At 66.4% G+C, this 5756-nt stretch carries 6 protein-coding genes; 1 reads left to right on the top strand and 5 read right to left on the bottom strand.

Going from position 1 to position 5756, the window contains the following annotated elements:
- Window positions 1-227 precede the first annotated feature (227 nt).
- From ACE3S9_RS13655 to ACE3S9_RS13640, 4 genes are all read right to left on the bottom strand, one after another.
- Window positions 228-785, bottom strand: coding sequence for an NADPH-dependent FMN reductase (locus ACE3S9_RS13655; protein ID WP_374547020.1), 558 nt, complete (start codon window positions 783-785; stop codon window positions 228-230).
- A 37-nt stretch (window positions 786-822) separates the two neighbouring features.
- A complete protein-coding gene (locus ACE3S9_RS13650) occupies window positions 823-1815 on the bottom strand; it encodes a patatin-like phospholipase family protein (RefSeq protein ID WP_374547019.1) in 993 nt (330 codons plus the stop codon).
- 115 nt (window positions 1816-1930) lie between these two features.
- Window positions 1931-2446 carry a hypothetical protein gene (locus ACE3S9_RS13645; RefSeq protein ID WP_374547018.1) on the bottom strand — a complete coding sequence of 172 codons (516 nt, stop codon included), beginning with the start codon at window positions 2444-2446 and terminating at the stop codon, window positions 1931-1933.
- Window positions 2447-2567: 121 nt separating this feature from the next.
- The gene (locus ACE3S9_RS13640) at window positions 2568-4445 is read right to left on the bottom strand and encodes an extracellular solute-binding protein (protein WP_374547017.1); all 1878 of its coding nucleotides are present in this window, start codon (window positions 4443-4445) and stop codon (window positions 2568-2570) included.
- A 241-nt stretch (window positions 4446-4686) separates the two neighbouring features.
- On the opposite strand from ACE3S9_RS13640, the gene ACE3S9_RS13635 reads away from it, so the two are divergent.
- Entirely contained in the window at window positions 4687-5433 is a 747-nt protein-coding gene (locus ACE3S9_RS13635; protein ID WP_374547016.1) for an invasion associated locus B family protein, read from the top strand.
- Between the two features lie 114 nt (window positions 5434-5547).
- Here ACE3S9_RS13635 and hspQ read toward each other — a convergent pair.
- On the bottom strand, window positions 5548-5756 hold a 209-nt coding region (hspQ, locus tag ACE3S9_RS13630), incomplete at its 5' end, for a heat shock protein HspQ (RefSeq protein WP_374547015.1).

Raw genomic sequence — 5756 nt, 5'->3', positions numbered from 1 at the left:
ATCGACCAAGCCGAACTTTCTTCAAATCCGCTAAGAGAGGAGGAAATCAGGGCGCTCCGCGGGCACCTTGAACTTTGCCAGGCAAAGCTCAAAGTACTCATCGACCGACTGGGCGCGGTTGAAGAATTTAGTCAAGCCTAGCTTACGGCGGAGCATTTCTTGATCCACCAATGCGCGCGGCGTCGACGCGGCGCCACGCGCATGTCAGCCGGTCGCCTGGAAACCGCTTATCCCTGCGCGAATTCCGCAAACGCCGCCAATTGCTTGCGCAAAAAGTCCTTGGTTCCCGCGTCGGTCAGGTCGCCGGTGGCGTTGTCGGACTTGCCATAGGCGCCGCCGATCATCACTTCGGGAACCGTGAACACCCGGCCGTCCAGAAAGACGAAAGACTGGCGCAAATGATATTGCATGCGCGCGCCGCCGAGCGCGCCGGGCGAGGCGCTCTGGATCAATATGGGCTTGGCCTTGAATGGATTAGGTGAAAGGCGCGACAGCCAGTCGATGGCGTTCTTCAACGCGCCGGGCACGGAATAATTATATTCCGGCGAGACAATGATCAGCCCGTCGGCCGCCTTGATCGCCGCGCCCATGGCCTCGACCGCGGCGGGGATGCCTTCGGCCTGAACATCAGCATTGTAGAGCGGGAAATCACCGACCGAACCGAGCGCGGAAATGGCTACGCCTTCCGGCGCCAGAGCGGGCAGGGCGCGGGCGACGCCGCCATTGACCGAAGCCTTGCGCAGGCTGCCCAGCAGGGTCACGAATTGCAGATTCTTCGCGCTCATCTCGTCTCCTATGGCTTGTTTCGCGGCGTCTTTTGCGTCAACCGGTGAAGAAATGCGGCGAGAAATCGCCGGTCTGGGCGATCCAGTCGCTGGCGGCGGCGCGGCCGGCCTCGCGCAATTGGCTGACGAAGGACCACTGCAGATTGCCGGGGCTGTGTTCGGCGAGCGTTTCGATCGCGTCTTCGGCGGAGAGCCGGTCGAGCCGCAGCCGCGCCCATTTGCCCGAGGCGTCGCCGCCCGCGCAGAGCGGCGCCAGCAGGCGGATCGCCTCGATCTCGCGGTCGAGCGTCGAAGCGAAATTGATCTGGTCGATCCGCCGCTCGATGTCGGCCCGGGCGCGCGGGGCCTTCTGCGATTTGGTTGGCGAGATCTGGATGATCAGCACGTCCGAGGCTTCGGTCTCCATCACCAGCGGGGTCAGCGGCGGATTGGCGATATAGCCGCCGTCCCAGTAAAGCTCGCCGTCGATCTCGATCGATTGGTGCAGCAGCGGCAGGCAGGCCGAGGCCAGCACCGCGTCGACGGTCAGTTCGTCGTTGCGAAAAATGCGCAGGCTGGACGTGCTGACCCGCGTCGCCGCGATCAGCAGGCGCGGGCTCGACACGTGGCGAAGCCGCTCGAAATCGACATGATCCTCCAGCGCGACGCGCAACGGGTTCAGATCGAAGGGATTGAATTGATAGGGCGACAACGCGCGGGCGAGAAAGCCGAGCGGCACGGTCACCGCCTTGGGCAGGAAGGTCGCGGTCTGGCTGGCGCGGGTCCAGAATTTTTCGAGATTCTGCCGGGCGCCTTCGCGCCCGCCCTCGGCGAGGCCGGAAACCAGCACGGCCGTATTGACGGCGCCTGCGCTCGCGCCGGAAAAGGCGTCGAGCGTGATGGACTCCTCTTCGAGCAGCCGTTCGAGCGCGCCCCAGGTAAAGGCGCCGAATGAGCCTCCGCCCTGCAGGGCCAGGGCGAGGCGGCTCGGCGGCCAGGCGCGGCCCCCGGAGCGTCGCCCGAGATCGAGGGCTGCCTTGATGATGTCCAATCGTCGTCTCCGCAGCGCTGCCGGCTCACGGGAAAGTTAAGCGCCGCGACGCAAATGGCAAGGGCGTGGGCGCGGATTCATTTTGCCGGCGATATGCGACTCACGTAACGTCCCGTTAACCAAACGTTAGTGCTTTTCCTTCAAATTTTATCGGTCGCCAGTCTCGATCCGCGGGGATTCCGCCGTGGCGCTCACCGTTTTGGCTGCTGTCCTGTTTGGCGCTCTGATCGCCCTCGATCCCCGCTTCGGCGGGCGCCGGGCGGCCCTCGTTTTCACCATTGCCGCCGCTCTGTCCGGCTGGCTTGCGGGCCGGATCTGGATGGCCTTCGCGCCGGAGGACTGGCTGTTCGATTCCGTCTGGGTCGAATTGTCGGCCGCCTGCTGCGTGTTCGCCTTGCGCTTCGGTGGCGAGGACGGCGGGCCCTGGAGCGCGACGGCCCGCTCCGACGAATCCGCGCCGCACGCCGACGAACTTTACGAGGCCTATGCCCTGCGGCTGTTTCAGGCCGTGGCCTTCGGCGCCGCAAGCGCGGTGAACGCCTGGGCTTTTCTGCTCGCCTTTCTCGCCCTCATGGTCGCGGGACGCGCCATCGAGGCCTGGCTTGTCCGGCTGCTGCGCGTCGAGGGTCAAAGGGCCCGCGCCAGCGAAGCCGCCTTGGCCGCGAATCGGCCGGATTGGGCGCGGGACGAGACGGATCGCGCAGGCGCGCCGTCCTGGATCGAAACCGCGCCGCGCAGTTTCATCGCCGCGCTCAATGCGGCTTCGGAGGCTGCGGCGCCGGATCAGGCGTCGGCGCCAGGCTCCAGCTCTCCAGCGCCTCGCCAAATAAGGGTTGTGCATAATGCGGCAAAACCGCTGGATGCGCGATCCGCCGCCAGTACGCGACCCATTGCGCGGGCGAATGGTACAGCGGGACCACATAAAATCCCGACAGAAGCACGCGATCCAGCGCGCGGGCGGCGGTGACGAATTCCTCGCGGCCGCGCGCCGCCTGCAAGGCCGCGATCATCGCGTCAATGGCTGGGCTTTTCGCACCTGCCAGATTATAGGACGCCTCCTGCGCGGCGCTGTCGCCGCCCCAGCGCATACGCTGCTCGTTGCCGGGCGAGGCGGAAGCCTGCCAAAGCCCGATCATCATGTCGAAATCGAACCTTTGCCGGCGGCGCTGGTATTGCACGTCGTCGACCAGCCGCACCCGCGTCTCCACGCCGATCCGGCGTAGAGCGCCTGAATAATAGAGCGCGAGCCGCTCCTGTTCGCGGTCGGCGACCAGGATTTCGAAGCGCAACGGCTCGCCGTCGCGGGTCAGCACGCCGTCCTTGAGCGTCCAGCCGGCTGTTTCGGCCAGCGCCAGCGCCTTTTTCGCCAGTTCGCGGTCGCGGCCCGAACCGTCGGAGCGCGGCGGCGTCCAGCGCCCCTCCAGAATGTCTTCGCGCACGGCGCCGGGAAAGGGCGCCAGCAAGGCGCGCTCGGCCGTGCTGGCGGGGCGGCCGACGCTCGACAGTTCGGATTCGTCGAAAAAGCTTTTGGTGCGGGTGTAGAGGTTCGAATAGAGCTTGGCGTTGAGCCATTCGAAGTCGAACATCGCCGCCAAAGCCTCGCGCAGGCGGGGATCGGCGAATTTCGCGCGGCGGGTGTTGAAGGCGAAGCCGCGCAGCCCCTTGGGCCCGCCGAGCGGCAGCGCCTCCACCGCGACGCGCCCGTCGCGCCGGGCCGAGAAATCATAGCCGCCGACCCAGCGATGCGGGTCGGTCTCCTCGCGATAATCGACCAGCCCCGCCTTGAACGCCTCGAACAGGCTGTTGTCGTCGCGGCCGTAGTCGAACACGATCTCGGCAAAATTGTAACGGCCGCAATTGATCGGCAGATCCTTGCCCCAATAGGCCGGGTCGCGGCGCAGGACGAGTTTTTCGCCGGGCTTCACCTCGGCCACCTTGTAAGGGCCGGAGCCGAGCGGAACGGCGAGGCCCTCCTCGGCGAAACGTTGCTCGGTCATGGCATGGGCCGGCAGCACCGGCATGAGCGCCAGGATCAGCGGCAATTCGCGGTCGTCGGCGCCGGCGAGGTCATAGCGGATGGTGTGGTCGTCCAAAGCCTCGATCGCGCGCACCAGGCCATAGGCGGCGCGCTGCTGCGGCCGGCCCTTGGTCTTGAGCAGATTGAAGGAAAACAGCACGTCGCGGGCGGTGATCGGCGTCCCGTCCGAGAAATGCGCCGCCGGATCGAGCCGGAACACGACGTAATCGCGCGCGTCATTGGTCTCGATCGTCTGCGCGATCAGGCCGTAGAGCGTGAAGGGCTCGTCGTAGGAGCGCGCCATCAGGCTCTCATAGACCGGCCCGGCGATCCCGGCCGCCGTGGTCCCGGCATTGACGCCATAGGGGTTGAGATTGTCGAAGGCGCCATATTCGCCGAGGCGCAGCGTCCCGCCCTTGCGGGCGGCCGGATCGGCATAGGGCAGGCATTGGAAGCCGGCCGGCAGGGCGGGCTCGCCCTGCATGGCGATGGCGTGGCTGACTCGCCCTCCGCCGGCGGGCGCGGAATCGCCCGCGCGCGCCGGGGCCGCCGCGACGGCGAGGGCGAGCGCGACGGCGGCGATTCGGCGCGAGGCGAAGGCGAGGGGACGCATGGCGCGATGCTAAAGCAAATTATCGAAAAGGGCGCCCGTCTTTCCCCGGCCACGCTCAACAAAATCGCGGCGCGCGCGGATTTCAGCGCTGGAAAATCGGCGGCGAAGCAGATATGAAGGCGCCGTCAATCTGTCGCCTTATTTAAAGGCGATGAGCGCCCCGACTTGCTCCGAAGGGGTGAACACGGGTTCTCTCGCTGCTTGCGCGTCGGCATCGGTCGGCTCGCTGAAAGGATTTCGAATGTCGATGTCTTCGTCCCGCTTCGGCGCCGCTCTGGTCGCGGGCGCGCTCCTCCTCGGCTCCGCGCCGGCCTTCGCCCAGCAGCCCGGCGCGCCGGCCGGACAGGCTCCGGCGCCGGGTCAGGCTCCGGGCGGACAGCCCGGCGCGCCGCAGGGCCCGCTGAAGGTCGACCTGATCCCCACCCAGGCGGATTGGACCAAGGTGTGCGGCCACGACAACGCCGCCAACAAGGACATCTGCTACACCACCCGCGATTTCGGCGCCCAGAAGGACCAGGCCCCGGTCCTCGCGCTCGCCGTCTATGACGTGAAGGGCGACGACACCCGCATCGTCCGCTTCCTGATGCCGGTCGGCCTGATGCTGCGCCCGGGCTTCCGCTTCGCGGTCGATAAGGGTCCGGTGTCGGAAGGCTCGTTCGAGATTTGCTTCCCGAATGGTTGCTTCGCCGAGGCCAAGATCAAGAAGGACGTGATCGACGCCATGAAGAAGGGCACGACCATGACGGTCGTGGTCAAGAACCAGGCCAATGCGGAAGTGGTGTTCAACCTGCCGCTGGCCGGCTTCGGCAAGGCCTTCGACGGCCCGGCGATCGACCCCAAGGTTCTGGAAGAGCAGCAGAAGAAGCTCGCCGCCGAGCTGCAGAAGCGCGCCGAGGAAGAGCGCAAGAAGCTCGAGCAGCAGCAGGGCGGCGCCGCCGCGCCGGCTCCGGCCGCGCCCGCCGCTCCGGCGCCCGCGCCGGCCAAGTAAGGCTTCACGAGATCGGCCGCCGCCCAGCGCGGCGGCCAGAACGCTCAGCGCGCGGCGAAAGCCGCGCGTTTTTTGTGTCTGAATTGGGCGGTTTTGCCGATGTGACCTGAAAAGTCAGTTCAGCACGCGCTGGCGACGGACATAGCAGCCGGAATCCGAGCGCACGAAGGCCTCGTCGATCTGCGGATTGCGCAACGGCGCGCCGCTGTCGTCGCGCTCCAGATTCTGCTCGGACACATAGGCCATATATTCGGTGTCCGAATTTTCGGCATAGAGATGGTAGAACGGCTGATCCTTGGCGGGGCGCACTTCCTCAGGAATGG

The sequence above is a fragment of the Rhodoblastus sp. genome, from assembly GCF_041915505.1.
Classification (GTDB): domain Bacteria; phylum Pseudomonadota; class Alphaproteobacteria; order Rhizobiales; family Beijerinckiaceae; genus Rhodoblastus.
This window is presented reverse-complemented; position numbering and strand designations above follow the sequence as displayed.